Origin of the sequence: Marinomonas fungiae, from assembly GCF_001418205.1 — a bacterium.
Lineage (GTDB): Bacteria > Pseudomonadota > Gammaproteobacteria > Pseudomonadales > Marinomonadaceae > Marinomonas > Marinomonas fungiae.
Genome location: NZ_LIQF01000013.1, coordinates 39361 through 66048, shown reverse-complemented (window position 1 = coordinate 66048; position 26688 = coordinate 39361). Strand labels below are relative to the sequence as shown.

The following is a 26688-nucleotide window of genomic DNA, read 5'->3' as shown; positions in this document are numbered from 1 at the left end:
AATTCGCCATTTGGCGAACTGTTTTGCTTTATCTGCGGTTTGCTTTCGAGAAATTTAAACTTGGAGGTAAACAGAGGGAGAGAATGAGCAAGTTGGCCGATAAGCCGGGTTCTGTCGTGGACAGTCATTCATCTAGGCCATACATCACTGCATGGCTCAAGCAACCTACCCGAACTCAGTGCGGGTCACACCAATGAGTTCCTATTTGGTCTTGCTTCAAGTGGGGTTTACCTTGCCACACACTGTTACCAGGTGCGCGGTGCGCTCTTACCGCACCATTTCAACCTTACCGGCAGTAAACTGCTTAGGCGGTGTATTTTCTGCTGCACTTTCCGTAGGCTCACGCCCCCCAGGCGTTACCTGGCACTTCACCCTGCGAAGCCCGGACTTTCCTCCCCTTTGAACAAGTCAAAGCGGCGACTGTCTGGCCAACTTGCGGTGGGGCATACTACAGGGTGAAGCGCCAAATGCAAGAAAAAAAGCGCTTTCACGCTTAAATTTATGCAATTGGCAGGCAGAAACGCACTTCTAGACCGCCTTCAGGACGATTGAACGCTTGAATTTCGCCGTTGTGGGCCTGCACAATTCGCTTAGCAATAGTCAAGCCGACACCAAAACCACCGCTATTAGACTCACGAGCAGAAGACGAACGGAAAAAGGCATGAAAGATCTTTTCTAACATTTCTTCAGCAACACCAGGCCCATTATCCTTAATAGAAATAATCGCTCGCTTATCCACCTCTGATGAACTGACTTCCACCGAACCACCCTCACCGGAATAAAAACAAGCATTACGCAAGACGTTCTCTACCGCATGACGCAACTGCACTGAGTCACCAAACAGGGCTTTAGGCTGATCTCCTGTTTTAGTAATCGTGATACCGCGCAATTGGGACTCAAACTGCACATCATCAACGATGTCAGTAAGCCACAATTGCAAGTCGATTTGACTCTTCTGCATGGATGCCGCCTCTAATCGAGACAAGGTCAATACCTGACCTATCAATTCATCCAACTCATGTAACTCATTGCGAATTCGATCTAAATAACTCTGCTGAGTAGGCTGACCGTGCTTATCCTCTGCAATAGTCAGCGCCACCTCGATACGAGCCAAAGGCGTTCGCAACTCATGAGACACATCACGCAAGAGACGCTCTTTTGAAGTCAAAAGCGTTTCTATACGTCCAGCCATTTCATTAAACTCTCGCGCCAAATTACCAATCGCGTCCTTACGTTTCACGAGGCGGCTATCCACCCGCGCTGTCATTTCTCCCTGACCAAAAGAACGGGTAATTTTTTGCAGCTTTAGTAAGGGCCCCATCAGCCAATAGGCCAGAATTGCACTGGAAACAAACAAGCCAAGCAATGACAACATAGCAATCGCCCAAGGGCTGATTCCATCATTGTTATCTTGCGGCCTAAACACTAAAAGATATTGGGTATTACTGGCACCAATCACCTGAATGAATTGACTCCGTCGAGCATCAGCAAGCGCTTGCGCATCTTCAGAACCCACCGTCTCCTCTAAAGACGTTGAGTCTCGAAAATTACGTGGCAATGGACGTAATAGAGGACGCCCATTTTCTTGATAGATAAAAATACTGCCCTGTAGCTGCTTCTCAAAACTCCTAGCCTGCTCTTGCAGCGCGCTGGTACCACTTTTCTCATAGGTAGAGACTAAACTAACACCAATATCACCCAGCACATCGGCTGAGACCTGGTCTCGATCTTTAACAAAATCAACCACGCCTAGACCGATTGCCACGACAACCATGTTTGAGAACAACACAACTAAGAAAACGCGTAAAAAGGTATTTTTCATACAATTAGGCACCAGCGCTATTGGCCTAGCTTTCTGCTCCATCTACGAAGATGTAGCCCACACCGCGAACTGTTTTAATGCGCGGCTCACCATTTTCAAAGTTACCTACTTTTTTACGTAGATTACTGATATGCATATCCAGACTGCGATCATACATGGTTAGCTTACGCCCCAAAGCCTTCTCTGACAGCTCTTGCTTAGTCATTACCTGACCAGGCACCATCATCATGCATTCCAGCAGCGAGTATTCTGACGTGGTTAGCTCTACCGGCTCATTGTGCAAGTAAACTGTGCGGTCACGACGACGCAACAAGACATCAGATAAATCCAGATCTGACATTGGGTCATCTTCACGCTCTTGCGAAGAACGGCGCAGAATGGCTTTAATTCGCGCCAACAATTCACGTGGATTAAATGGCTTAGACAAATAATCATCCGCCCCCATTTCCAACCCTAAAATACGATCAATATCATCGCCTTTGGCCGTCAGCATAATGACTGGTATCGCACTTTTATTACGGATTTGCTTCAAGGTTTCAAAGCCATCCAATACCGGCATCATGACATCAAGAATAACAATATCAGGTCGATCTTGTTCCATGTAATCTAACGCTTCCTGACCGTTCCAAGCATGAGTCACCTCATAACCTTCACCGTCGAAGTATTCCTTTACCAAATCCGATAGACGAGCATCATCGTCCGCTAAAAGCATCTTAACCATAATCAACCCTTAAAATGTAAAGTTGTTTGACAGATTCATAATATGGTAGTAGACGAACAAAGAAACCCCTCTTTTCAAAGAACTGACAATTTTTGCAATTGAAGTGACAGATTGCCCAATAAAAACGCCCCACTGACAATGCCAGCAGGGCGTTTTAGAAACAAAGCGGCGTTAAAACTTACTTAACTTCAACTACTTGCGCTTCGATTTTCGCTTTCCATTCTGCTGGGCCAGTCAAGTGCACTGAGGTACCCGCTGCATCAACAGCAACCGTTACCGGCATGTCGACAACATCAAACTCATAGATCGCTTCCATACCTAGTTCAGGAAACGCTACCACTTCAGCTTTCTTAATCGCCTTCGATACGAGGTAAGCTGCGCCACCCACGGCCATCAAGTAAACCGCACCAAACTCTTTGATCGCTTCAATAGCAACCGGACCACGCTCAGCTTTACCGATCATGCCTAGTAGACCAGTTTTCTCAAGCATGGTATGGGTGAATTTATCCATACGCGTAGACGTAGTTGGACCCGCTGGCCCTACCGCTTCGTCACGCACTGGATCTACTGGACCCACGTAGTAAATGAAACGGCCTTTTAGATCTACTGGCAGTTCTTCGCCATTAGCCATCATTTCAACCATCTTCTTATGTGCCGCATCACGGCCCGTAAGCATTTTGCCGTTAAGAAGAACGGTTTCACCTGGTTTCCACTCTTTTACCGCTTCAGGGGTAATGTCGTTTAAATTAACACGACGCACACTCTCACCCACTTCCCAAGTGATGTCTGGCCAATCATCCAGTGATGGCGGAACAAGATCGGCAGGACCCGAACCATCAAGCACAAAGTGTGCGTGGCGAGTTGCCGCACAGTTCGGAATCATCGCCACTGGCAAAGATGCCGCGTGGGTAGGGTAATCCATGATTTTCACATCAAGCACTGTGGTTAGACCACCCAAACCTTGTGCGCCGATACCTAGATTGTTAACCGCTTCAAAAATTTCTAGACGCAGTTCTTCTACGCGATTTTGTGGGCCACGCGCTTTCAGCTCATGAATATCGATTGGTTCCATTAGCGATTCTTTCGCCATCACCATCGCCTTCTCAGCCGTACCACCGATACCTATACCCAACATGCCTGGTGGACACCAACCCGCGCCCATTGTTGGCACAGTTTTCTTCACCCACTCAACAATAGAGTCAGATGGGTTCAGCATCGCCAGCTTAGATTTGTTTTCCGAACCACCACCCTTCGCGGCAACATGCACCTCTACGGTATCACCTGGCACAATCTCCATGTGAATCACAGCAGGCGTATTGTCTTTAGTGTTCTTACGCGCACCAGCAGGATCGTCAAGAATCGACGCACGTAGTACGTTATCAGGATGAAGGTAAGCTCGACGCACACCTTCGTTAATCATGTCAGTCACGCTCATAGAGCTTTCCCACTGAACATTCATACCCACTTTAACAAAAACTGTCACGATACCCGTATCTTGACAAATTGGGCGCTTACCTTCCGCACACATACGTGAGTTGATAAGAATCTGTGCCATAGAATCTTTTGCAGCCTGACTCTCTTCACGCTCATACGCTTCATGAACTGCTTTTACAAAATCTAGGGGATGGTAATAAGAGATGAACTGTAGGGCATCTGCCACACTCGTGATCAGATCGTCCTGTTTAATAATGCTCATGGCCTCTCCTGCTGAGAATTATGCTTTATGGGGAAGCAGAATGTTAAAAGATGCGTCGAGGCATTAAAAGGCAAAAGCAAAATTTTCAGTAAATATAGCGCACATTCATGACATCAATGGAGCCAGTTCTTAGGAAAAAGCCCCATGCTTTGTGAAATGAGCCAAGCAAGCACTTTGCTAACTAGGCTTTTTGGGAGGAACGAGGGTTCCTAACAGAATATTGTACGTATTCCTCAAGAATGGAAGTTGTGAACTTTTCACGCTCACTCAGAGAATGAATTTGTTCCGCCTCCCAATTGATCAAGCAAATAAACACTGAGTACTTATTAATACAACCATAATCCAAATCTCGCACACTGATTTGATGACTTTCCATCATTTTCAGCACTTGCTCGATCAATTTTTGACTTTCGAAATGGCCAACCCCTTCGATGCTTTTTAGTAAACGCTCAACCCGTTCAATGGGATTCTCTGAAGAACGATTAGAGGATTCTTGTCGACTCATCATCAAGAATTTATCCAGCATCTCTTCGGTATATTGCTCACGCTCATGAACATCCGCAATTTGCGCGCTTTCACGCTCCAATAAACGAATGAATAAGCTCTTATTGCGGATATCTGAGAATTCTAGATCGCGCAAACTTAAACCACTTTCCTGCATAATGGTTATCACGGTTTCATAAGAAAGCGAAGCCTGATCATCACCGCGCGCAGCCAACGCCAGATGACGACGCAGCTCATGCATAATCTTAGCGGCGCGATAGTCTTCTTTTAACTGCAAATGCTGAGCATATTGCTCTTTACAGCCATTCAAGCGGTCACACAACTCTGAATAACCCTGCTGAGCATCCTGCTCGGCGCGCATGGAGTCCACGCGCATTTGCGCGCGCTTTGATTCCCAAGCTTCATAAGCGCGTGCCCTAGCTTGAAATGCACGCTCGATCGCCTCTTCAAAACTCTGCTCAATTCGCGCTCGCTCGGAGCGTTCGCGCAGCTCTTCTTGCTCTACTGCCGCTCGAACACTGCGCTTCTCTTTTAGCGCATCTTGAGCCCGTTCCACCTGCCCTTCTAAGCCATCAATTTCAACCAACACGGCAGACTCATCAAAATCGACCAACATGCCATGCACTTTGGTCCAATAAGAATCTTCTTCGAATGGCACATCTGGATTACTAGAAGCGTATTGATTACGTAGCGTTTCTTTAAACTGCTCTCCCGTTGGGCGGAACGCGTTGGCTGCGTTAATCACGTTATCATGACTGTAAAAACGCTCTTCACTAATCGGCTCTTTTTCTTCTGATGCGTTCATTTGAGGCTCTGAGAAGGTTTCGTCTTGTGGTTCACTGTCAACATCAGCAACGGTTTCAAATTCATCTACTAAGGATTCAGGAGCACCTGTTTCACAGTGCAAGTCTTGTGGAGTAAATGCCGCTTGAGCCAGAGACTCATCGACTTTGATTGATTGATCATCTTCTACATCCATGTTTTTTGTGTCGCAATCAGTAGCACCGTCATGTGCTTGGATCAGCTCATCTTCACTCTCATCAAGCTGTGTGAACGTTTCTTGCTGTTCAGCACCCTCTACCAACGCCTCGTCCAAATCATCCAGAATCGTACGAGCATTTGCATAAGCTTTGCTCGCATCCGTAGGTTTCTCGCTAAACCGTCGTTGAGCAAAGGATTCCGTTGTAACAGTTGGTTTGTCTATCTTTGCATGTCTTGGTGTACCGCTCCAGTTCACTTTAAATAGCATGGTACGATCGCACAATTGGTACATGGGTATTTCACCCTGAGACAGAGCGTTTTGAAAAATTATGGACTCTGCATGACGCAGCGCCATAGAGGATTCACTCGAATTTGTAGACGTTGCTAGATTCAGAAGCTTAACAACTTTCCCAATCGCTTTTTTTCTGCGTCTTATACTCATTCTTATGCCGCCCTTTGTTGTCTGTTCCCATTGCATCCATGAATTACTTCAAGACTTTATCAATACACACGAGAGTGAAGCAATCTGGCCATTATTTGTACGCTGTCACTAGATCATCTGCAAGTAGACCCGTTACCTTCTGCAAAATACTCGCCAACTCTTCTTCAGAGTAGACTTCTTGTGTCATTTTGCCCCATACAGGCTCTGGCCAACACTCATCAGACTCAAATCGAGCAACATGATGCAAATGTAATTGACGTACTTTATTACCAATGGCGGCAACATTTAATTTATCCGGTGAGAAAATGTCCTGCATGGTTTCCGCTACTAGGCAACTTTCTGCCATCAGCTGCACCCTTTCTTCCTGATCAAGGTGATGAATTTCCTCAACCTCTTCGCACTTAGGAACCAAAATAAACCATGGCGCCTTACGATTATTAATCAGGCGCAACTGACAAAGTGGAAAATCGCCAACCCACACCGAATCTCTTTCTAAAACCGCATCTAATTCAAACATGTAACTGACTTCCTATTTACTTTGTGGCCTTACATAAGCACTATAGCATTCTATTTTTAATTCTACCCTACGACTTGGAGTTCCCATGACGGAAATGCGTTGTGTCTTAGACGCAAAAGCCAAACTCGCAGAGTGCCCTCGCTGGGATGAAAAAACTCAGACTCTTTACTTTGTTGACATCGATTCATTTGAATTGCACGCCTACAACACCGTTTCGGGTGATCACAACGTGCGCCGCTTCGATGAAGAAATCGGTTGTTTTTCCCTAGCTAAAAATGGCGGCTTTATCGCTGCCTTTCGCTCGGGTGTTTACACTTTTTCAGAGTTCAATGGCCCTCTAACATTGTACTGGAAAGCAGATTACGACCTAAAAACCACGCGTTTCAATGATGGCCGTTGTGATCCTGCGGGACGTTTCTTGGCGGGCACCATGTATTCGCCCAAAGATGCTTTTCTAGGTGGCTTATACCAGTTTGCACAAGGCGAACAACGCTTACTAGACCAAGCAGCGTGGACATCTAATGGTTTGGCCTTTTCGCCTGATCAGAAGACCATGTACTATTCAGATACACCTAATCACATCGTATACAAATTTGATTACGATGTTGCAACGGGCTCAGCAACGAACAAGCGTACCTTTATAGAATTCCCTCGTGGGAATGGTCGCCCTGACGGTGCAGCAGTCGATGCCAACGGTAATTACTGGTCAGCCCTATACCAAGGCCAACGCGTGGTAAAAATCAGTCCAGCAGGTGAGATTCTAGCAGAATACCCGCTACCAGCGACTTACCCGACCATGGTGGCATTTGGAGGCAAAGATATGAAGACGTTATTCGTATCCACTTGCCGAGCAGCACAAACAGACGCCGAACTTGAGCAATTCCCGCAAGCTGGCGGCATCTTTGCCTTAGATGTTGAAAATGAAGGCCAAATTGAATTCCGCTTTGCGGGTTAATTTCATCACTTATTTATAGAAAGACGACATATTATGCGCGCAAGCAACTATCTTTTTTCTACCCTACGTGACGCTCCTTCTGATGCAGTGGTAGCCAGTCACCAACTTATGATCCGTGCGGGGATGATCCGCCAAGTATCAAAAGGCTTGTACACTTGGTTACCAACAGGTGTAAAAGTTCTTAAGAAAGTAGAAAACATCGTTCGTGAAGAAATGCAAAAGGCAGGCGCTCTTGAAGTAGTCATGCCTGGCGTTCAGCCAGCAGAACTTTGGGAAGAAACAGGCCGTTGGCAAAAATACGGTCCTGAGCTATTGCGCCTTAAAGACCGTCACGACCGTGACTACTGCCTTGGCCCAACCCACGAAGAAGTCATTACAGACATCGCCCGCAATGAGCTAAGCAGTTACAAGCAATTACCGCTTAACGTCTTCCAAATTCAAACCAAATTCCGTGACGAAGTACGTCCGCGTTTTGGTGTAATGCGTTCACGTGAATTCTTGATGAAAGACGCTTACTCATTCCACGCCTCTAGTGAGTCACTGCAAGAAACCTACGATGTGATGCACGCAGCCTACTGCAAAGTATTCGATCGCATTGGTTTAGATTACCGTCCAGTTCAGGCGGATACAGGCTCTATCGGCGGTGCTTACTCGCATGAATTCCACGTACTTGCCGACTCTGGTGAAGACGATATCGCGTTCAGCGACTCTTCTGATTTTGCTGCCAACGTAGAGCTAGCCGAAGCAGTGTGCCTTAAAGAAGCACCTGATGCGCCAACGGAAGAGCTTAAAGAAGTTTTCACACCGAACTGCAAAACTATTGCAGCAGTAGCAGAATTCTTAAATCTTCCGGTTGAGAAAACCATTAAGACCATGTTGATCAAAGGCGTGGACGAAGACGGTGAGCCAAACATCATTGCCTTAGTTCTGCGTGGTGACCACTCGATCAACGAAATCAAAGTTGAGAAAATCAAAGGTGCGGTAGCGCCATTTGAATTCGCCTCTGAAACTGACATCATCGCTAAGATCGGCTGTCAACCAGGTTCAATCGGCCCACAAGGTTTAAAAGCAGCTGGTATTCGCGTGGTCGTTGACCGCTCTGCCGCTGTTCTATCTGACTTCTGCGCTGGTGCCAACAAAGACGATTACCACGTTACAGGCCTCAACTGGGCGCGTGATTGCGACGAGTTTGAAATTGCGGATATCCGCAATGTGGTGGAAGGCGACCCTTCTCCAGACGGCAAAGGCAACATCGTGATCAAACGCGGCATCGAAGTGGGCCACATCTTCCAGCTAGGTCAAACCTACTCTGAGTCGATGAAAGCGACTGTACTTGACGAAAACGGCAAAGCGCAAGTGATGTACATGGGCTGCTACGGCATCGGTGTTTCACGTGTGGTTGCAGCGGCGATTGAGCAAAACTTCGACGAGCAAGGCATCAAGTGGCCACAAGCGATTGCGCCATTTGAACTCGCAATCGTTGGCATGAACTATGAGAAGTCTGAAGCCGTTCGTGACGCCTGCGAAACACTTTACAATGAACTTCAAGCGAAAGGCGTAGATGTCATCCTAGACGATCGTAAAGAGCGTCCAGGGGTGAAATTCTCTGACTGTGAACTACTAGGCATCCCACACCGAATCGTAGTGGGAGACCGAGGCTTAAAAGAAGGCACACTTGAATACAAGAGCCGTGCAACTGGCGAAGGCGAAGACATTGCAGTCGCTGATGCAGTGGCTTTCTTACTAGAAAAACTAGCGTAAGCTAATCCCAAAAAAGCAGAATGAGCAGCCCTCATTCTGCTTTTTTATTTGCGTCTTGGTTAGCATAAGACGCCATACTTTCAGCGATTTTACATCCATTATTGAGGCCAAGTATGACTGTTATTTACCACAATCCTCGTTGCTCCAAATCTCGCGAAACACTGGCGCTACTTGAGCAAAACAACATGTCCCCTGAAGTGGTTTTATACCTACAAACACCACCAACAGCTGATACCATCAAAACATTGCTAGCACAGCTAGGCATGACATCTGCACGCGAGTTAATGCGTACGAAAGAGGATGTCTACAAAGAATTAAACCTAAAAGAAGAGCAAGACGAAGACACCTTGATCAAGGCCATGATTAATCACCCAAAATTAATCGAGCGACCAATTGTCATTCATAACGGCCAAGCCAAGATTGGTCGTCCACCAGAATCTGTACTCGAGCTGTTCTAATGAGTCAGACCAATATTCTTGTCGTCTTTTACTCCCGTCACGGTTCTGTTGCCGCCATGGCGAAGCACATCGCGCGCGGTGCACAGCGCGTACCGAACACCAACGTCGTCGTGCGCCAGTTACCTGAAGCTTCGTTTAGCCACGAACAGACCAGCGCATCAATCCCAGAGGACGGTTACCCATTTTGCGAACTGGATGACTTCGCCAACTGTGATGGATTAGCCATTGGCTCACCCTCTTACTTCGGTAGCATGGCTGCATCAGTGAAGCTGATGTTGGATCAAACCAGCCCTATCTGGATGAGCGGTCAGCTGGCCGATAAGCCTGCCTGTGGTTTTGCTAGTGCTAGCACCATGCACGGCGGCCATGAAATGACGATTCAGTCAATGATGATCCCATTGCTTCATCACGGTATGATTTGGGCGGGCCTACCCTACAAGAATCGCGATCTAATTGCCACGGCAACAGGTGGTACGCCTTACGGCGTGACCCATTTTGCTCCCCAGACGCAATACACAGGTCTTAGTGCAGAAGAAATTAATTTATGCGAGGCACAAGGCCAACGTATCGCAGAACTCGCAACCAAACTAAAGAAGCGTTAGCCCGAGCAACTCAAACCAATGCGACTTAGATCAATGATGAGCGAACTATTAGCACGTATTATAGCTCGCTCGTTCATTTACTAAATATTTAGCAGAGCAAGCCATGGCGAAACGTTTTTCCATCACACGATCAGAACAAAGGTATTACGATACCTTGTGCCGCTCTTACCGCCCCATTTTAATTCTCAATCATCTTGGCTTGATGGCGGTCATTGCTTGGTGGCATCTGATGTTGTCAGACATTCAGCTAAAGCACCCCCTTCTGCTACTAAGCGCCATTCTACTACCTCTAGCACTATCCCTTTGGGGAAGCTTAAACGGCAGCTATAAAGGTGCAATTGGCGTGTGCTTTATCAGCCTGTTTTACTTTACCTCAGGCGTCACCCATTGGTTTCATCCGACCCTTTGGCCAATCGGTATGAGTGAGGCGCTACTAGGAGCTGGTCTGTTTTGCCTAGGCATGCTGTATGCACGCTGGAAAGGATTAAGTGAACTACCAGTCACTTAATCCTGATGTGGAAACTCTAGCGGAAAATTCGATCAGCCCAAACTGTAAGGCCACTCGCCACACTACCAAAGTGGTCGCCATCTAACAGTGGAATATCGCCGATTTGCTCTCGTACCGCTGCCTGAATCACAGGGGACTTAGCAGAACCTCCCGTCATGTAAATCACATCTGGACGCTCCCCTGCTTGATCAATCGCATCTTGCATCAAAGCAACCATTTTTTCGACCGGATGAATAATAGCTTGCGCCAGCTGCTCACGCTCTAAATCCAGTTGCAGATCCGCTTCGATATAGCTTAAATCCACATGCATTTTCATCACATCGGACAGTTGAATCTTGGCCTCTTCGGCGTCTTTGACGATATGGAAGTTATGCTTGTGTTCACGCAGAGTTTTAAAGCGATCCATTAATATGGGCTTCACCATATCTAGACGCAACTGATCCATTTGCTGCTTGGTTTCAAGGCTGTTAAAAATCGCTTGCGCGGTAACATCATTGGTCGTGACAGCATTCCAGTACAGCTGTGTCGGCATTGGCAAGCCTGTTTTCAGCTCTGCTCCCATACCAAACAATGGCATGATTTGGCGTCCTGCCAACTGAATGTCCAAGTCATTCCCTCCAACACGTTCACCAGTGTAGGATAAAAAATCATTGGCACGGTCAAGACGTTCACGATAACTTGGCCCCATACGCACCATGGCACAATCGCTGGTACCTCCCCCTATATCAACAACTAATACTGTCTGATCTTTTTCAAGACTGCGCTCAAAATCTAAGCCTGCTGCAATGGGCTCGTATTGGAATTCAACACTTTCAAACCCCGCACGACGAGCTGCAACCGTTAGAATTTTCAATGCTTGCTGGTTACTTTCTTCTGCATCCAACCCTTGAAAATTCACCGGACGACCAATCACAGTGTGCCTCATTTCCTGCTGAAATTTTTCCTCTGAACGACGCTTCACATTCATCATCATAGCCGCTACAACATCTTCAAAGAACTGAATATGCTCAGCACGAAGACCTGAACCACCTAGAAAGGATTTCGGAGATTTAACAAAATAGCCCTCGTCGGGAAACTGGTAGTATTCAGCAAAAGCTTCTCGCCCGAAGAACAGCACCTGATCATCTGCTTCATAATCTTCCTCCACTCGAAAACGACGAGCCCGAGCCAAAATACCTTTGCGACTTTCAAGAAATTCAGGACGCAAACTTTGAGACAATCCCTTTGCCACGGCTTCACTAATAAAGTCGCGACTCAGTGCGTATACCGTTGAAGGAAGATAACGGTGATTGTTTTCCAGTTCAGCTAAGACTGGTTTTCCGTCTTGTAAAATACCCAACGCACAGTTCGACGTACCGTAATCAAATCCGCAATACACGCAACAACCTCATAGAATTAAAATTGGGGCGCGGACTCTAACATACTATGAGGAGAATCATAAGATAGGCCACTGCACTTAATTAGTTCTGTATCGACCTATTCATAAGGTTTATAATAATTTTTAATCATAGTTCAGTTATTATGTAGCTACCTAGGGGATTAGGCTTGAGCATTTCCAACAACATCCTGCACCATATCGAAAACTTTACCTCGCAACGCGACAAGGAACTGCTTGCCTTTAGCCTGCTAAAAAGTATTCGTGATATTTTAAGCCCTATCCGCACCTCAATTCTTACCCTAAACGGCCAAGATGAGCCGACTATGGAAATTTCACTGAGCAACGGCGAATCATGTGAATACCGTTATCAAGATATTCGTGTACCCGAGAGCACGCGCGCCTCACTGGACTATATCAACACTTGGCACCTTGATGAACTGATGAAAGCCCATGACGATCAGTACACATCATTTCATGTATTACAGCAGAGCCGTCAGCAGAACCAGTATTTAATTATCACGCTCGACAATAAACCAGGGCGATCTGAAAGCTATATTATTAAAGGCATGTTGAGTATTTACAGTAATTTCAGCTCCTTGCTAGCTGAAGCTCAAACGGATGAGTTAACGGGCCTTATGAACCGCAAGACATTCGAAGAGTCAATTGTGAAACTGTATCAAGGCTCAGCATTTAAAGATGACAACGATACACGATCAAACTGGATTGCGATTATCGATATAGACCATTTCAAGGTAATCAACGACAGTGCTGGTCACCTATACGGCGATGAAGTTCTTATTCACATGTCACGAATTTTACGCCAGACATTCCGACAAGATGACATGCTATTCCGCTTTGGTGGAGAAGAGTTTGTCATCCTGATGCGCGATCTCACACGAGAGCAATGCGCCACCATGCTTAATGCGCTTTTGACCAACGTACAGTCTATTGTGATGAACAATCTATCCCCCATCACCATCAGCGCTGGTGTTTGTGAATTCCAAAACGACACCTTCCATGTCACTTTGATGGACCAAGCAGATCAAGCCCTGTATTACAGTAAAAAAAATGGTCGCAATCGAGTAACGTTCTATGACGAAATCGTTGCCGCAGGCTTAGCAAAATCGAACCATGTGGAACATGGCGATATCGATTTATTTTAAGCGTTAGGCTATCAACATTTTTTGAGCCCTTGAAACTAAAAAGCCGAGTCAATTGACTCGGCTTTTTTATCAAAACTCAATCATTAAGCTTTGAACGGATCGCGAAGAACGATTGTTTCGTTACGATCTGGACCAGTAGAAATAATATCTACTGGCACACCAACCTTCTCTTCGATGAACTTGATGTAAGCTTGAGCATTTGCTGGAAGCGCTTCAAAGCTCGGCGCACCTACAGTAGACTCAGACCAACCAGGCAGTTCAACGTAAACTGGTTTAGCCTGCTCGTAGCTTTCGCTATCAACCATTGAACCAGACATTGGGTTACCGTTAGCATCTTCATAGCCAACACATACTTTGATCACTTCAGAACCGTCTAAGACATCAAGTTTTGTTAGACAGATACCTGAAATTGAGTTGATCTGTACTGCATGACGAAGCACCATCGCATCAAACCAACCACAACGACGCTGACGGCCAGTCGTCGCACCAAATTCGTGGCCACGCTCACCTAGGCGCTTACCATCTTCACAGAAAAGCTCTGTTGGGAAAGGACCAGAACCTACACGTGTCGTGTACGCCTTAGTAATACCTAACACGTAGTCAAGGTATAGCGGACCAAAACCAGTACCTGCTGGCGCACCGCCTGCAGTTGTGTTTGAAGACGTTACATAAGGGTAAGTACCGTGGTCAACGTCTAGTAGAGAACCTTGCGCACCTTCGAACATAATGTTCTTACCTGCTTTACGCAGATCGTGCAGTAGGTTAATTGTGTCAGTCACCATTGGACGCAGGAATTCAGCCATTTTCAGACCTTCTTCGTATACTTCGTCATATGAAACTGGCTCAACTTTGTAGAAGCTTTCTAGCATGAAGTTGTAGTATGCCAACACTTCTTTAAGTTTTTCAGCAAAGCGCTCTTTGTCTAGGATGTCAGCAACACGGATTGCACGACGAGCAACTTTATCTTCGTAAGCAGGACCGATACCACGACCGGTTGTACCGATTTTCTTATCACCTTTCGCCACTTCGCGCGCTTGGTCCATTGCGATGTGGTAAGGAAGAATAAGCGGACATGCTGGACTTACTTTTAGACGCTCAACTGCAGGAACGCCTTGCTCTTCAAGCTCAGCAACTTCTTTTTGCAGCGCTGCTGGAGACAATACAACACCGTTACCGATGATGCACTGAACACCGTCACGAAGAATACCAGAAGGAATCAGGTGCAATACTGTTTTCTTGCCGTCGATTACCAAAGTGTGGCCAGCGTTGTGGCCACCTTGGAAACGCACTACTGCTGCAACATCTTCTGTTAGCAGGTCAACGACCTTACCTTTACCTTCGTCACCCCATTGAGTGCCTAGAATAACAACGTTCTTACCCATTTTTATGGTCTCGCTTAAGATTTTCAAAACCGAAATTCGATTATTTAACTGAAACTAGTTTCCAGTCACTGCCATCAGCCACTAACTGGAAATCAAAATCTGATGCATTGGTACTGTCATCAAGCTGTTGAATTACACGGTATCCCTCTAGGCGCAAAGACTGAATCTTTTGCCACAGCGCATCGTTATGTGCAGCAGGTGCCAACACACTGGAGCGCTCAGAAACCGTCACATCAGCCAAAGAAACCAATGTCTTAACATCTGTACTAAAGCCTGTTGCTGGACGAGAACGACCAAACACCTCACCGATGAAGTTGTATCGTCCACCTCGTGCAACGGCATTCCCATGACCTGGTACGTACGCAGCAAATACTAGACCCGTGTGGTAACTGTAGGACTCCATATCAGATAGATCAAAATGCAGACCTACCGAAGCGAAACGAGTCCATACAACCTCAGCGACCGCGCGAATTTGCGCTAGTGCATTTGAGACAGAGTTACTAACACCGGATAATGCCGCTTCAGCACGATCAAGCACTTCAACACCACCACATAGACGTGGCAATGCCGAAAGCCACTGCTTAGCATTTTCATCAAGGTCAGTTGTCGCTAGAAAGGCCTCTAGTTCCGGTAAGCCTTTAGCGCGGTATAAGTCCGCAAGCTTAGCCTCTTGATCACTTGATAAGCCAGATGCTGCCATGACGCCGCGCACCACATCAATATGACCAACGTCTAATACAACTTTAGACAAACCAGCATGGGTCAGAGTATCCAGCATAAGCGATAAAATTTCTAAATCACTTTCAATACCACTGTGACCGTATAACTCAGCACCAAGTTGAATTGGGCTGCGAGTGCCATCCAAACCAGCAGGTGTCGTGCGCAGTACGCTACCACAGTAACTTAGACGCTGAACTCCGTCATTTTTTAGACAGTGCGCATCAATCCGCGCTACTTGAGATGTGAAATCTGCTCGAATCCCCATTAATCGACCGGATAGTTGATCAATCACTTTAAAGGTTTCGATCTCTAGGTCAGAGCCTGCGCCGATTAGTAAAGAATCTAGGTACTCGATTAGAGGGGGAATTACCAACTGGTAACCCCAACTTTCGTGGAGATTAAGCAGTGTTCTTCTTAGATGTTCAATTTTAGCGGCCTGTTTTGGTAAAGCCTCATCAACACCATCTGGAAGCAACCAGCGATCTGCTAGCGTCATTAATCTGTATCCTCTTAGCTTCGGGCCAGCAATAGGAGCGTTAATCCAAGAAACATACTCACCGCCCCAAGCACTCGCAAGTTTTTATCCGAACTCGCGATCGCTCTTACCATCATTTCACGCCATAAGTTTGGCTTCAAAAATGGTAAAACCCCTTCAACAATCAGTAGTAAACTGAAGCCGACTAGAAGCGAATGCAACAATTCCTGCATAGACTCTCTATATTTTGACCATTAAAAAACCGGGCTTAACCCGGTTTTGCTGATTCTATCACGATTATACGGCTGACTTACAGGCATATCCACCAACAAGTCAGCCAAAAACCGACTCTTTAGTTGGTTTCTTTAAAGTACTTAAAGAATTCACCATCAGGATCCAAGACAAACACATCGCCCTTGTTAGCGAAGCTCTCTCGGTAAGCCTGTAGACTACGGTAGAAATCAAAGAATTTCGGATCTTTCTGGTAAGCCTCTGCATAGATTGCAGCCGCTTGCGCATCACCGTCACCGCGAATCATTTCAGCATCACGCTGCGCTTCTGCTTCTAGAACAACACGCTGACGATCGGCATCGGCACGAATACCTTCTGCCAATTCAAGACCTTTTGAGCGGTGCTCTCGAGCCTCACGTTCACGTTCGGTACGCATACGCTGATAAACCGACTCACTCACATCTGGTGGTAGGTCGATTCGTTTTACACGAATATCAACAATAGTGATACCAAGCTCATTCTGAGCGACTTCATCAATGCGATCACGCAACTCAGTCATCAACTCTTCACGCTGACCAGACACCACTTCGTGCATGGTACGCTCACCAAATTGGTTACGCAGACCGGTATCAACACGAGAAGAAAGCACTCGGTTAGCAACAAACTCATCACCAGACGTTGCCTGATAGAAGCGCGCTACGTTAGCAATTTTCCATTTCACGTACGAGTCAACAATCACCGCTTTTTTCTCAAGCGTTAAGTATCGCTGAGGACGAGAATCCATTGTCAGAATTCGCGCATCGAATGTTTTAACTTCATTCATGATAGGTAATTTGAAGTGCAAGCCAGGCTGAACGTCCGCTTGGACGATCTCACCAAACTTCAGCACCACAGCACGTTCAGTTTCTTTCACTACGAAAAGTGTTTGAGAAGCCACTAAAACCGCAGCCAATACGATAAACAGAATCGCAAAAGATAGGTTTTTCATTAGTTTCTCCCCTCACGTACCGTACTAGACGTTTGACGGCTTCGAATTTCAGCAATGACCTGATCGGTTAACGAGCTAATCGAAGACGAATTCAAACTACTAGCATTTGACGATGTACCACGCTGCTTCATGATCTGATCCAGTGGCAAATACATCATGTTATTACCATTTTTCGTGTCAATAATAACTTTATTAGCGTCTTTATAGATGGTTTCAAGCGTCTCTAGATACAAACGCTGTTTAGTCACAGCAGGCGCTTTCGCATACTCTTGGTAGAGACGATCAAAACGATCGGCTTGACCTTGCGCACGAGCAACAATCTCTGAGCGATAAGCTTCGGCTTCCTCACGAATACGCTGAGCACGGCCTCGAGCTTCCGGAATAATACCGTTGGCATAAGATTCCGCCTCGTTACGCACACGCTGCTCATCCTCTTTCGCTTTGATCACGTCATCAAACGCCTCTTGAACTTGCGTTGGCGCTTGCGTGTTCTCCACGTTCACCTTAGAGATCAACAACCCTGTACCGTAATCGTTAATATATGACTGCAAACGCTCTTTCACATCAGCAGCCAAGACTTCACGACCTTCTGTAAGGATCTGGTCCATTTCTGTTGTACCCACCACGTGACGCAATGAACTTTCCACAGCCTGCGCCAAGGAATCCTCTGGAGCGCGAACGTTAAGAACAAAATCACGCGGATCTTGAATTGAGTACTGAACTGAGACCCCAACTTCGACGATAGCCTCATCAACCGTTAGCATCAGAGCTTTATGGTCATGGGAACGAACTTTGGTTACATTCACCTTAGTCACAGAATCAATCATTGGCGGATTCCAGTGTAACCCTGGCATAACCGTCTCATGAAACTTACCAAGACGTAACACAACACCACGCTCCTGTTGATCCACCTGATAAATACCAGTAGCGGCCCAAAGTGCAAATAAGCCCACTACGACAACACCAAGCAATCCGCTGCTAAATTTGCCACCCATTCCTGAGCCGCCATTAGAACCGGAACCACCATTGCCGCCGCGTTTTTTCTTTACGCCAAGCATATCCATTAGCTTATTGAAGGCCTCATCTAGATCTGGTGGTGACTGATCCTTGCCACCATTTTGACCTTGACGACCCCAAGGGTCATTATTGGGCTCTTGGTCACGCCCCCCATTGCTATTACGGTTTTTATCCGTGTTCCATGGGTCGTTGTCGTTATTACCCGGTTCATTCCAGGCCATACTACATCTCCACTTTCTTGTAATGATAATCCGGTGACTTAGGCTGCCTGAATTTGATCTTCAGACATACCTACTCTAGCAAGAATTTGTAAATAATCCTTACGAGGTAAGCATAATTCAAGCACAGATTGCCCTAATTCATTGTAAGTTTCACCCTTTACAGCCCCTTGCTCAAACAACATCGCCCTAAAGCGACCTTGATTTGAAGGGACTACAATGGTGTCTTTGACAATATCTTCAGACAATAATTCCGCAATTGCTTGCTCTAATAAATCAATACCAATCCCTTCTCGAGCAGACAACCAAACCCGCACAGGGTTCCCGTGTTCATCACGATCTATACGCGGCTCACCCGTCGGTAAAGCATCAATCTTGTTAAATACTTTAAGCGTCGGCAGCTCATTGGCCCCAATCTCTTCCAACACCTCTTCAACCGCAGCAATGTTGTCATCACGACTAATATCCGCCGCATCAACCACGTGCAGTAGCAAGTCGGATTCAGCTGATTCTTTTAGAGTCGCTTGGAAGGCTTTCACCAAACGGTGTGGTAACTTACGAATGAAACCTACCGTATCCGCCAACACCACGGTACCAACCTGTTCCAGATCAAGACGACGCAAGGTCGGATCCAAGGTCGCAAACAACTGATCTGCGGCATAGACGTCAGCGCCAGTTGCACGGTTAAACAAGGTCGACTTACCTGCGTTGGTGTAACCGACAAGGGAAATCGTTGGCACATCTGAACGAGAACGAGCACGACGACTTTGATCTCGTTGTGAGTTTACTTTCTCAAGACGTTTTTGGATGGCTTTGATGCGCTCACGTAGCAAACGTCTGTCGGTTTCCAACTGGGTTTCACCTGGACCACGCATACCAATACCGCCTTTTTGGCGCTCAAGGTGGGTCCAACCACGAATCAGTCGGGTTGACATATGCTGCAATTGAGCAAGCTCGACCTGCAGCTTACCTTCATGGGTACGCGCACGCTGAGCAAAGATATCAAGAATCAAGCCGGTACGATCTAGTACACGGCATTTCAAGACACTTTCTAGATTTCGTTCTTGGGAAGGAGATAGGGCATGATCGAAAAGCACTACTTGAGCCTCTTCTCGAATCACAATATCTTTGATTTCTTCTAATTTGCCGGTACCAACAAAGAACTTCGAATCAGGTCTTTGCCGAGATCCTGTCACAACCGCGACAGGATCTGCACCAGCAGAGATAGCGAGTTCTACGAACTCTTCTGGTCCATGATTATCGTTGATATCATGAAAATCGATGTGGACCAGGACAGCAATTTCACCACTTTCAGGGCGTTCGAAAAACAAGTTATATAACCTCTGTTTGTCCTAGTTAGAACAAACTTATTCTGCTGTATCTTCCGCCTGATCAGGAGACGGTAGACGGATAGTACGAGATGGGACAACTGTCGAGATTGCGTGCTTGTAAACCATCTGGCTTACTGTGTTTTTCAACAAAATCACGAACTGATCAAATGACTCGATTTGTCCCTGTAATTTAATACCATTCACAAGAAAGATAGAAACAGGTACTCTCTCTTTACGAAGTACATTTAAGTAAGGGTCTTGTAGTGACTGCCCTTTTGACATCGGAATCTCCTTAAGCAAGCAAACTTATAATTAAAATATTGGCAAAACAATACCGTAGATAATACAACAAATCTTTCATGATTTCCCCTTATATAATCTTGCTTTCCAAGTATTTCAAGGTTTGTCCTAAAAGATCTTGATTTAAACTATCAAAAATAACCAGATCGTCCCAGCCACGCAGCCACGTATGTTGACGTTTTGCCAATTGTCGCGTTGCTACGATTCCTTTGAAAATTGCTTCCTCTAAGGTGTCTTCACCTTCAAGGTATTGCCACAACTGACGATATCCCACACATCGCACCGATGGCATATCGATGGTTAAATCGCCACGTGCATACAAGGCTTCGACTTCAGCCAGAAAGCCTTGCTCCATCATGATGCGAAAACGCTCTTCGATACGCAGATGCAGCACCGAACGCTCCTGTGGCATAACGGCAATATTAACCAGATCAAATGGCAGCTCTTGCGCCTCTTGTTCCGCCCACCACTGAGTCATGGTTTTACCCGTTAAGCGATAGACTTCAATCGCTCTTTGTAAGCGCTGAGAATCATTCGGGTTAATGCGCGCCGCCGCAACTGGATCAATTTCTTTTAACTGCTCATGCAAGCTCACTAAGCCAAATTGCGCCGCATGCTGATCAAATTCAGCACGAATAGCCGCATCTGCTGGCGGCATGGGCGCTAAACCTTTCTGCAACGCATTAAAGTACATCATGGTTCCACCAACCAGCAGAGGGGTCTTACCTTGTGCAACGATATCCGCCACTTCTCGCTCAGCATCCGTCAAAAAATCCGCCGCCGAGTAACTTTCACTCGGATCAATAATATCGATTAAGCGATGAGGAGCAATGGCAAGTGTTTCAGCGTCAGGTTTTGCTGTACCAATATCCATTCCTTTGTAAATAAGTGCAGAGTCGACACTAATAATGTCATAGCCATGCTGGCTAGCCAGTTCGACTGCAAGGCCTGTCTTACCTGAGGCGGTTGGCCCCATCAAGCAGACAACTTTAGGTTTGGACATATTTTAACGGCCCCGTAAAAACAATTTATCTAAATCAGACATCGACAACTGCGTCCAAGTTGGACGCCCGTGATTACATTGCCCACTGCGCTCAGTCACTTCCATATCACGCAGAAGACTATTCATTTCGGCAATCGAAAGCTTGCGATTAGCTCGTACCGCACCATGGCAAGCCATGGTTGCCATCAACTCATTGGCACGCGCCTGCAATAGATCAGTTGTCCCGTTAACCACCAAATCACTGATCACATCACGTACCAAGCTTTCAATATCACCATCAATCAGTATGACAGGCACTTCACGTACCATGACACTCTCAGGACCGGAGCGTTCGATATTAAAACCGAACTGCACAAAGACCTCATGGTTATCTTCTACCAAATCCGCTTCCGCCTGAGATATCGAGACATTAATAGGCACCAATAGCGGCTGTGATGGTACATTTTTCGAATAAAATGCGGTCTTCATTCGCTCGTAAACGATGCGCTCATGGGCAGCATGCATATCCACAATAATCATGCCTTGCTCGGTTTCAGAAAGGATATAGATACCGTGCAATTGCGCGATGGCAAAGCCTAGCGGTGGCGTCATACCTTGCCGCGGTAGAGGCTCACGCACCCTGCCCGTTCCTTCGTCTTGCTGCGAGACAAGCGACGACGCATAAGTGTTTACAAGAGGCTGTCTCGGCACAATGGACTTAATCTCACCAGTTTCTGGATCAATTTCCTCATCGGCAAATTGGCGCGCAAAGTCGCTCATTTGTGAAACTGCACTTAATTGCCCAGTTACTTCAGCAACGCTTGGCCCTTCTTTTGGGACATAGTTTCCAACACCAGAATAGACGCCGCTCACTCTAGACTGAGGCGATGAACCAGCAGCCATCCAAGACAAATCTCGAGCCTGACTTGGGTGACCTAGGCCGAGGTTTTCTTGCTCTTGAATCTGAGGCTCTTGTCGTTGAATCGGGTTTTCCGCACTGCCAGACATACCGCTCTCTGGGCGAACATCAGCCAAGACTTTATGAATACGACTAAACAGGAAGTCATGCACCAAACGACCATCACGAAAACGTACTTCATGCTTGGTCGGGTGAACGTTAACATCCACTGTCCCTGGATCGAGTTCCAGATACAACACAAAGGTCGGATGCCGACCGTTGTACAAGACATCTCGATAGGCTTGGCGCACCGCATGAGCCACGAGCTTGTCACGTACCACACGTCCATTCACAAAGAAATATTGCAGATCCGCTTGAGAACGAGAGAAGGTCGGCAAACCGATCCAGCCCCATAAACGTAAACCAGCCGCTTCTACATCTATGGTTAAGGCATTTTCAATAAACTTCTTACCCAGTAGCGTCGCTAATCGATGTTCGGCATGCAATTGATCCTGCACCGGGCGTAAATCATAGACTTGTTTACCGTTATGATTTAAACGAAAACCCACATCGTAACGACTTAAAGCAAGACGTTTGACGACTTCTTCTAGGTGACCAAATTCGGTTTTTTCAGTACGTAAAAACTTGCGGCGCGCTGGCGTATTAAAAAATAGGTCTCGTGCATCAATGGTCGTACCCTGAGGATGCGAGGCCGGTCGTACGGAAGTGGCCATATCCTTGCCTTCAGCCTCCACACGCCACGCTTCACTTTCACCTGCAGCACAAGAGGTCAAATGCAGTCGAGACACTGAGCTAATACTCGCCAACGCCTCACCGCGAAAACCAAGGGTTGCCACTGCCTCCAAATCATCTAAAGTTGTAATCTTGCTGGTAGCGTGTCGACTTAGCGCCAAAGACAAATCATCTTTTACAATACCACTACCATTATCACGAATTTTGATACCTCGAACACCGCCTTGTTCAATATCAATATCAAGCTGTGTCGCTCCAGCGTCTAAGCTATTTTCAAGCAACTCTTTAACCACTGATGCTGGGCGCTCTACCACCTCACCCGCTGCAATCTGGTTTGCTAGGCGCGGGGATAGCAAGTTAATTCTAGACATGAGCTTCCTTCATAAAGCGAATTTTATCCTGCCGGAATGGATAGTTTTTGCCCCACCCATATCACATCATTACGCAAGGTATTGGCCGAGCGCAGAGAGTCCAATGAAACACCATTTTTACGCGCAATTTCCGACAGCGTATCGCCTTTAGAAACTGTATAAGTGTATCCACCAGATTGTTTTTTACGCCACGCAATATAGGTACCGTCAGGTGGATTTGAGAAGAAGAAATCTTCCACCCCTTCAGCAATCGATGCCGCCAGCTTACGACGGTAAGTGCCACTCGATAGGTTTTTCGCTTCAGTTTTATTCGAGACGAACCCAGTCTCAATCAAGATGGACGGAATATCAGGAGATTTTAAAACCACGAAGCCTGCTTGTTGCACCGAGTTTTTATGCAACACAGCAACCTGTTTCATTTCACGTAACACTTTCTCACCAATATCTAAACTCATCTGAATGGTCGAGTTCATCGACATATCCAACAGGACTTCGGCAAGCAACTGATCCTTATCATCCAAGGAGATACCTCCTACCAAATCAGCCGCCTGCTCCTGTTGCGCTAACCAACGCCCCATTTCAGAGGTTTTTCCACTGAGCGATAAAGCCCAGACTGACGCCCCGCGAGCAGAAGGTTTAGTGAATGCATCCGCATGAATAGAAATCATAAGATCAGCATTAGCTTCTCGAGCAATTCGTGAGCGATCACGCAGCTGCAAATACTCATCAGTAGATCGCGTCATGACCGCTTTAATACCTTGAATTGCATTTAAACGCTTTGCCAACTCAAGACCAATCGACAATACAACATCTTTCTCACGTACTTTATATTGCCCCAAGGCTCCTGGATCTTTGCCTCCATGACCTGGATCGATCACGACTACCACATCACGCTTTTCATCTGAAATAGAAGCAAGACTCTTAACTACTGCAACAGTATTGTTCTGCGCACCGTATTCCAGTTCCACCATGATGCGTGGGCCATACTCACCTGAAGCGGATAATTCAGAGGTTTTGGCTTTCACTTTTTTATTGAGATCTAACACAAAACGCATGCCGTCATCACGCTTCGCATAACGAACACGCATTAATACATCTGACGACAATGCGGACAGACCGTTAACCACATCCTGCGAGATATCAGCATTACTGACATCCAGCACAATTCGATCAGGATTACTTAAAGGAAACATTCGATGACTGACCGATGCGTCCAGCTCAAATACAAGGCGTGTTGCTCCCGTTTGTTGAGCAACACGAATGTCTTTGACCTGAGCAGCTTGCGCGAAAACACTCATCGTCAGCAAAAGCACTGGCCATAGCCAATTAAGAGAAAAGATTTTTTTATACATATCATACAGCTAGCAAGTATATGTTGACACTATAACGCTTGCCGACTTTGATCTCAAATAGACGTGTCTTGAGAATAAAAAAGGAGGCAAGGCCTCCTTTTTAAAAATCAGCTGGCAAGCCGTAGGGTGATCTCCGCTAGCGCTTCGACACCGTAGCTAGTTTTGGGTTCAATGGAAATAGAACGCCCATGGCGAACTAAATTTAAATGCACCACTAAATCAGGTTTTGGCAGCACCCCCTCTCCCATCTCGGCCCATTCCACTAAACATAAAGCTCCGTCTTTAAAATAATCACGGACCCCCATAAACTCCAACTCTTCCGCATCACTAATTCGATACAAGTCGAAATGAAACACTTCCACTTGGTCCAAGTCATAAGGTTCCACAATGGTGTAAGTTGGGCTTTTAACTGGGCCGACATAGCCCAAGCCACGCAGAATACCACGCACCAATGTTGTCTTACCCATGCCTAGATTTCCGTCTAGATATACCACTCCACCTCTTTTGAGTGATGCTGCTAGATTTTCCCCGAACAACTCCATGGCTTCTTCGCCAAACACTTCTCTTTCTAACATACGTTTACATACTCACTTATCTACACACACCCGTGTGCGCAAAATCATTCCAAATAATCCAATAATTGATATGGCTGCATCTTAATCATACCGAGCTCAGCGCCACAACGTTGCGCTGCTTTGTTGTGCCATGCTGTGGCGACGACCGCAGCCTCAAACGCGTCTTGGTAATAGGCTAAACATGCCCCCACCATTCCACTTAACACATCACCTGATCCACCTTTTGCAAGACCTGGACAAGGCTTTCCGACAATCATCATGCGTCCATCTGGTGATGCCACGATACTTGTCGCGCCCTTCAACACCACTACCGCTTGATATCGACTAGCTATTAAATTAGCCGCACGAGGCAAGTCTTGAAGAATTTCTTTAATGCTCTTTTTAAGCAATCGCGCCGCCTCACCCGGATGAGGCGTAACGACCATTTTTTCCCGTTTAATTGGGCTTACCCCAAGCCAATAGAGCCCATCTGCATCAACCACCATCGGCTGATTTAACGGCTGACATTGCTGCCAAACTGCCTTAGACCATTCTGATTGCCCTAAGCCAGGCCCCAAGACAACCACTGATTGAGAACTTCTCAAGGTTGATTGAATATCCGCCTGTTCATACGAAACAGCCATCACATTCGGATTACGCACCAACGAGGCTGACACATGTTTTTCTCGGGTAAATAAACTCACCGTTCCCGAGCCAGCCTTAGCCGCCGCTTCACTGGACATAATGGCTGCGCCGCCATAGCCATGATCCCCCCCTATGACAGTGACGTGCCCATAAGTTCCCTTATGAGAGTTTAAATTTCGCTGGCAAGGAGAATGATGATCAAGTGCGGCAGGCGCGAGAAAGTATGCTTGCGGTTGCTCAGACAAGTCAACAGCTTGCAAGTTTTCTGTGACGATTTCGTGACAGTATACGGGACCATCTTGCAAATAGTGTCCGAGCTTATCGCCAATGAAGGTCACCACCAAATCAGCATGCACAGCCAGCACTGCCTGACCTGAATGAAGGTCCAATCCACTCGGGCAATCAACACTGACAACCCAAACCCCTTTGCTGGACAATTGATTTATAGCATTAATGACTTGCTCATAGACGTCTGACAAAGGTGCTTGAAAACCAATACCAAGCAACGCATCGACAACCACAGCGGCCGTTTCGTATTCAAGCTCATCAGAGCTCTTCACTTCGACTCGTGGGTGCCCAACCGCACGCTCTTCGGCCTGCTTAGCATCTCCCTTTCTAGGCGAGCTAGCCACATCATACACTCTTACCTGCAAGCCATCCTGAGCCGCAAGCTGGGCCACCACCCAACCATCGCCGCCATTATTACCACCGCCCACTACCACAGCGATTTGTGTAATAGTCGGGTGCCGACGCAGAATATGGTCATATAACGCCTTACCTGCTCGCAACATCATAGGAAAGCTCGCTCCCTCGTGAGCAAAGCTAGCTTGTTCACGAGCGCGAATACCAGCAATGTCAAAAAGAGGGATTAAAAAGCGTTTAGAAAGAAGGACGGATGGCATGACAGCTGTCTCCCGATCTTATCAGTAGGTCAATAAGCGTATCAGACAAGCATAGCGGAAA

24 protein-coding genes and 1 other RNA gene are annotated in these 26688 nt (G+C 46.5%); 6 read left to right on the top strand and 19 right to left on the bottom strand.

Going from position 1 to position 26688, the window contains the following annotated elements; all coding sequences use genetic code 11:
• Window positions 1-84: 84 nt before the first annotated feature.
• The 6 genes from rnpB to ASC49_RS16035 form a co-directional block, all read right to left on the bottom strand.
• Window positions 85-436: RNase P RNA component class A (gene rnpB / locus ASC49_RS16235), an RNA gene on the bottom strand.
• Between the two features lie 63 nt (window positions 437-499).
• Window positions 500-1822 (bottom strand): sensor histidine kinase, encoded by a 1323-nt coding sequence (locus tag ASC49_RS16055; RefSeq protein ID WP_055464265.1) that lies wholly within the window; start codon window positions 1820-1822, stop codon window positions 500-502.
• A 25-nt stretch (window positions 1823-1847) separates the two neighbouring features.
• Window positions 1848-2543, bottom strand: coding sequence for a response regulator transcription factor (locus tag ASC49_RS16050; RefSeq protein ID WP_055464264.1), 696 nt, complete (start codon window positions 2541-2543; stop codon window positions 1848-1850).
• 178 nt (window positions 2544-2721) lie between these two features.
• Window positions 2722-4239 (bottom strand): fumarate hydratase, encoded by a 1518-nt coding sequence (locus tag ASC49_RS16045; protein ID WP_055464263.1) that lies wholly within the window; start codon window positions 4237-4239, stop codon window positions 2722-2724.
• Window positions 4240-4420: 181 nt separating this feature from the next.
• Entirely contained in the window at window positions 4421-6166 is a 1746-nt protein-coding gene (locus tag ASC49_RS16040; protein WP_055464262.1) for a DUF2786 domain-containing protein, read from the bottom strand.
• 91 nt (window positions 6167-6257) lie between these two features.
• On the bottom strand, window positions 6258-6683 hold the full coding sequence (locus ASC49_RS16035; RefSeq protein ID WP_055464261.1) for an HIT domain-containing protein: 426 nt from the start codon (window positions 6681-6683) through the stop codon (window positions 6258-6260).
• A gap of 85 nt (window positions 6684-6768) precedes the next feature.
• Here ASC49_RS16035 and ASC49_RS16030 point away from each other — a divergent pair, with 85 nt between their 5' ends.
• The 5 genes from ASC49_RS16030 to ASC49_RS16010 all read left to right on the top strand — a co-directional run bounded on the left by ASC49_RS16030 (window position 6769) and on the right by ASC49_RS16010 (window position 10967).
• On the top strand, window positions 6769-7638 hold the full coding sequence (locus ASC49_RS16030) for an SMP-30/gluconolactonase/LRE family protein (protein ID WP_055464260.1): 870 nt from the start codon (window positions 6769-6771) through the stop codon (window positions 7636-7638).
• 33 nt (window positions 7639-7671) lie between these two features.
• A complete protein-coding gene (locus ASC49_RS16025; protein ID WP_055464259.1) occupies window positions 7672-9399 on the top strand; it encodes a proline--tRNA ligase in 1728 nt (575 codons plus the stop codon).
• Window positions 9400-9512: 113 nt separating this feature from the next.
• Window positions 9513-9857, top strand: a complete 345-nt coding sequence (gene arsC, locus ASC49_RS16020) for an arsenate reductase (glutaredoxin) (RefSeq protein WP_055464258.1) — start codon at window positions 9513-9515, stop codon at window positions 9855-9857.
• Window positions 9857-10459, top strand: coding sequence for an NAD(P)H:quinone oxidoreductase (gene wrbA / locus ASC49_RS16015; protein WP_055464257.1), 603 nt, complete (start codon window positions 9857-9859; stop codon window positions 10457-10459). The genes arsC and wrbA overlap by 1 nt, the downstream gene beginning before the upstream one ends.
• A gap of 103 nt (window positions 10460-10562) precedes the next feature.
• The gene (locus ASC49_RS16010) at window positions 10563-10967 is read left to right on the top strand and encodes a DUF2069 domain-containing protein (protein ID WP_055464256.1); all 405 of its coding nucleotides are present in this window, start codon (window positions 10563-10565) and stop codon (window positions 10965-10967) included.
• Window positions 10968-10983: 16 nt separating this feature from the next.
• Here the strand turns inward: ASC49_RS16010 and yegD are convergent, their stop codons facing one another.
• Window positions 10984-12345 carry a molecular chaperone gene (gene yegD / locus ASC49_RS16005; protein WP_055464255.1) on the bottom strand — a complete coding sequence of 454 codons (1362 nt, stop codon included), beginning with the start codon at window positions 12343-12345 and terminating at the stop codon, window positions 10984-10986.
• 167 nt (window positions 12346-12512) lie between these two features.
• Here yegD and ASC49_RS16000 point away from each other — a divergent pair, with 167 nt between their 5' ends.
• A complete protein-coding gene (locus ASC49_RS16000) occupies window positions 12513-13508 on the top strand; it encodes a GGDEF domain-containing protein (protein WP_055464254.1) in 996 nt (331 codons plus the stop codon).
• Window positions 13509-13591: 83 nt separating this feature from the next.
• Here the strand turns inward: ASC49_RS16000 and ASC49_RS15995 are convergent, their stop codons facing one another.
• From ASC49_RS15995 to ASC49_RS15940, 12 genes are all read right to left on the bottom strand, one after another.
• Window positions 13592-14890, bottom strand: a complete 1299-nt coding sequence (locus ASC49_RS15995) for an adenylosuccinate synthase (RefSeq protein ID WP_055464253.1) — start codon at window positions 14888-14890, stop codon at window positions 13592-13594.
• Between the two features lie 40 nt (window positions 14891-14930).
• Window positions 14931-16106 carry an ATP phosphoribosyltransferase regulatory subunit gene (locus ASC49_RS15990; RefSeq protein WP_055464252.1) on the bottom strand — a complete coding sequence of 392 codons (1176 nt, stop codon included), beginning with the start codon at window positions 16104-16106 and terminating at the stop codon, window positions 14931-14933.
• 14 nt (window positions 16107-16120) lie between these two features.
• The gene (locus ASC49_RS15985) at window positions 16121-16318 is read right to left on the bottom strand and encodes a DUF2065 domain-containing protein (RefSeq protein ID WP_055464251.1); all 198 of its coding nucleotides are present in this window, start codon (window positions 16316-16318) and stop codon (window positions 16121-16123) included.
• 119 nt (window positions 16319-16437) lie between these two features.
• Window positions 16438-17304 carry a protease modulator HflC gene (hflC, locus tag ASC49_RS15980; protein ID WP_055464250.1) on the bottom strand — a complete coding sequence of 289 codons (867 nt, stop codon included), beginning with the start codon at window positions 17302-17304 and terminating at the stop codon, window positions 16438-16440.
• Entirely contained in the window at window positions 17304-18542 is a 1239-nt protein-coding gene (gene hflK / locus ASC49_RS15975; RefSeq protein ID WP_055464249.1) for an FtsH protease activity modulator HflK, read from the bottom strand. The genes hflC and hflK overlap by 1 nt, the downstream gene beginning before the upstream one ends.
• Window positions 18543-18580: 38 nt before the next feature.
• Window positions 18581-19870 carry a ribosome rescue GTPase HflX gene (gene hflX, locus ASC49_RS15970; RefSeq protein WP_055464248.1) on the bottom strand — a complete coding sequence of 430 codons (1290 nt, stop codon included), beginning with the start codon at window positions 19868-19870 and terminating at the stop codon, window positions 18581-18583.
• Window positions 19871-19906: 36 nt separating this feature from the next.
• Window positions 19907-20152, bottom strand: coding sequence for an RNA chaperone Hfq (hfq, locus tag ASC49_RS15965; protein WP_055464247.1), 246 nt, complete (start codon window positions 20150-20152; stop codon window positions 19907-19909).
• An 88-nt stretch (window positions 20153-20240) separates the two neighbouring features.
• Complete coding sequence (gene miaA / locus ASC49_RS15960; protein WP_055464246.1) at window positions 20241-21173, bottom strand: tRNA (adenosine(37)-N6)-dimethylallyltransferase MiaA; 933 nt, start codon at window positions 21171-21173, stop codon at window positions 20241-20243.
• A gap of 3 nt (window positions 21174-21176) precedes the next feature.
• Window positions 21177-23174, bottom strand: coding sequence for a DNA mismatch repair endonuclease MutL (mutL, locus tag ASC49_RS15955; RefSeq protein ID WP_055464245.1), 1998 nt, complete (start codon window positions 23172-23174; stop codon window positions 21177-21179).
• A 23-nt stretch (window positions 23175-23197) separates the two neighbouring features.
• A complete protein-coding gene (locus ASC49_RS15950) occupies window positions 23198-24526 on the bottom strand; it encodes an N-acetylmuramoyl-L-alanine amidase (RefSeq protein ID WP_055464244.1) in 1329 nt (442 codons plus the stop codon).
• Window positions 24527-24633: 107 nt separating this feature from the next.
• On the bottom strand, window positions 24634-25101 hold the full coding sequence (gene tsaE, locus ASC49_RS15945; RefSeq protein WP_055464243.1) for a tRNA (adenosine(37)-N6)-threonylcarbamoyltransferase complex ATPase subunit type 1 TsaE: 468 nt from the start codon (window positions 25099-25101) through the stop codon (window positions 24634-24636).
• 44 nt (window positions 25102-25145) lie between these two features.
• Entirely contained in the window at window positions 25146-26627 is a 1482-nt protein-coding gene (locus ASC49_RS15940; protein ID WP_055464242.1) for a bifunctional ADP-dependent NAD(P)H-hydrate dehydratase/NAD(P)H-hydrate epimerase, read from the bottom strand.
• Between the last annotated feature and the right edge of the window lie 61 nt (window positions 26628-26688).

Coding starts and splice junctions, on each gene's coding strand:
- ASC49_RS16055 (WP_055464265.1), bottom strand. CDS start 1,822: ATGAAAAATACCTTTTTACGCGTTTTCTTAGTTGTGTTGTTCTCAAAC.
- ASC49_RS16050 (WP_055464264.1), bottom strand. CDS start 2,543: ATGGTTAAGATGCTTTTAGCGGACGATGATGCTCGTCTATCGGATTTG.
- ASC49_RS16045 (WP_055464263.1), bottom strand. CDS start 4,239: ATGAGCATTATTAAACAGGACGATCTGATCACGAGTGTGGCAGATGCC.
- ASC49_RS16040 (WP_055464262.1), bottom strand. CDS start 6,166: ATGAGTATAAGACGCAGAAAAAAAGCGATTGGGAAAGTTGTTAAGCTT.
- ASC49_RS16035 (WP_055464261.1), bottom strand. CDS start 6,683: ATGTTTGAATTAGATGCGGTTTTAGAAAGAGATTCGGTGTGGGTTGGC.
- ASC49_RS16030 (WP_055464260.1), top strand. CDS start 6,769: ATGACGGAAATGCGTTGTGTCTTAGACGCAAAAGCCAAACTCGCAGAG.
- ASC49_RS16025 (WP_055464259.1), top strand. CDS start 7,672: ATGCGCGCAAGCAACTATCTTTTTTCTACCCTACGTGACGCTCCTTCT.
- arsC (WP_055464258.1), top strand. CDS start 9,513: ATGACTGTTATTTACCACAATCCTCGTTGCTCCAAATCTCGCGAAACA.
- wrbA (WP_055464257.1), top strand. CDS start 9,857: ATGAGTCAGACCAATATTCTTGTCGTCTTTTACTCCCGTCACGGTTCT.
- ASC49_RS16010 (WP_055464256.1), top strand. CDS start 10,563: ATGGCGAAACGTTTTTCCATCACACGATCAGAACAAAGGTATTACGAT.
- ASC49_RS15995 (WP_055464253.1), bottom strand. CDS start 14,890: ATGGGTAAGAACGTTGTTATTCTAGGCACTCAATGGGGTGACGAAGGT.
- ASC49_RS15990 (WP_055464252.1), bottom strand. CDS start 16,106: ATGACGCTAGCAGATCGCTGGTTGCTTCCAGATGGTGTTGATGAGGCT.
- ASC49_RS15985 (WP_055464251.1), bottom strand. CDS start 16,318: ATGCAGGAATTGTTGCATTCGCTTCTAGTCGGCTTCAGTTTACTACTG.
- hflC (WP_055464250.1), bottom strand. CDS start 17,304: ATGAAAAACCTATCTTTTGCGATTCTGTTTATCGTATTGGCTGCGGTT.
- hflK (WP_055464249.1), bottom strand. CDS start 18,542: ATGGCCTGGAATGAACCGGGTAATAACGACAACGACCCATGGAACACG.
- hfq (WP_055464247.1), bottom strand. CDS start 20,152: ATGTCAAAAGGGCAGTCACTACAAGACCCTTACTTAAATGTACTTCGT.
- miaA (WP_055464246.1), bottom strand. CDS start 21,173: ATGTCCAAACCTAAAGTTGTCTGCTTGATGGGGCCAACCGCCTCAGGT.
- mutL (WP_055464245.1), bottom strand. CDS start 23,174: ATGTCTAGAATTAACTTGCTATCCCCGCGCCTAGCAAACCAGATTGCA.
- ASC49_RS15950 (WP_055464244.1), bottom strand. CDS start 24,526: ATGTATAAAAAAATCTTTTCTCTTAATTGGCTATGGCCAGTGCTTTTG.
- tsaE (WP_055464243.1), bottom strand. CDS start 25,101: ATGTTAGAAAGAGAAGTGTTTGGCGAAGAAGCCATGGAGTTGTTCGGG.
- ASC49_RS15940 (WP_055464242.1), bottom strand. CDS start 26,627: ATGCCATCCGTCCTTCTTTCTAAACGCTTTTTAATCCCTCTTTTTGAC.